This window comes from Aequorivita vitellina (assembly GCF_022008365.1).
Classification (GTDB): Bacteria; Bacteroidota; Bacteroidia; order Flavobacteriales; family Flavobacteriaceae; genus Aequorivita; species Aequorivita vitellina.
The window spans coordinates 1-889 of sequence record NZ_JAIRBA010000106.1 but is presented as its reverse complement, the minus strand read 5'-3'; the positions used below and the strand labels follow the sequence as shown (position 1 = coordinate 889).

Annotated in this window: 2 protein-coding genes; both read right to left on the bottom strand. The window is 33.4% G+C overall.

What is annotated here, in order from left to right; all coding sequences use genetic code 11:
* Window positions 1–138: 138 nt before the first annotated feature.
* Window positions 139–456: a helix-turn-helix domain-containing protein gene (locus tag K8089_RS16180; protein ID WP_237604324.1), complete on the bottom strand. Its 318-nt coding sequence runs from the start codon at window positions 454–456 to the stop codon at window positions 139–141.
* Window positions 453–800, bottom strand: coding sequence for a type II toxin-antitoxin system RelE/ParE family toxin (locus K8089_RS16175; protein WP_237604323.1), 348 nt, complete (start codon window positions 798–800; stop codon window positions 453–455). The genes K8089_RS16180 and K8089_RS16175 overlap by 4 nt, the downstream gene beginning before the upstream one ends.
* Window positions 801–889 lie beyond the last annotated feature (89 nt).

The window sequence follows — 889 nt, the reverse complement described above, 5'->3', positions numbered from 1 at the left end:
AACGGTCTCGGCTATGAGTAGTTGCGTGGGTTAGCACTTAACTTTGCAAGTACACACCAAACTGAAAATCCGCGAGGATTTTCAGAAGTAGGCGAAAACCAGCAATTACTTATAGCCATTGTTGTGTGTAGTGCTTTTTTATTCGGTCGCCAAGTCCATTTTCTGATTCAGCAACTCTACATTAAAATTAATTTTTGCGTTCAAAGCTCTAAAGACTTTTAAAATCGTTTCAAATCTTGCATCGGTCAGATTATTTTCAATTTTCGAGATTTGTGCTTTTTTCACACCAATCAATTCTCCAAGTTGGGTTTGAGTCAGTTTGCGTTCTTTTCGAGCCTGTTTGATTGCTTCTCCAATTAAATCAAGTCGCAATTCATTTTCATAAGCATCTCTTTCCGCTGTTCCTTTTTTTCCTATGTATTTATCTTTTACTTCGTCAAATGAATATGTTTTCATCGCTTTTTGTTTTTAGATTCAAAATATTTGTTCATTAATTCGGTCGCTTTGTTAATTTCCTTTTTGGGTGTTTTCTGCGTTTTTTTGACAATTCCGTGAGTTGCGATAACAAAAGTCACTTTATTGTCTGTCTTGTCCCAAAATGCAAAAAGGCGGTATTGCTTTTTATTATACAAAGTCCGAAATTCCCAAATATCCGAAGTCAGTTTTTTAAACAGATTATTGTCAGTTTTAACTTTTGCTCTGTCAATATTAAAAAGGATTTTGTTTCGAGCCTTTTTGTCAATTCCATCAAGAAATTCGAAAACCTCTTTTAGAAACTCAACTTTAAATTTTTCCGTCATTCAGATATTAGTTTGCTACAAAGATAAAAGTTTCCTTTTTAGTAAACAAATTTAATTTTGAAAACGCATTTTGTGCATTACACACAACG

Bases quoted from the DNA above. Each gene is read 5' to 3' on its own strand.
- K8089_RS16180 (WP_237604324.1), bottom strand. From the start codon at position 456: ATGAAAACATATTCATTTGACGAAGTAAAAGATAAATACATAGGAAAA.
- K8089_RS16175 (WP_237604323.1), bottom strand. From the start codon at position 800: ATGACGGAAAAATTTAAAGTTGAGTTTCTAAAAGAGGTTTTCGAATTT.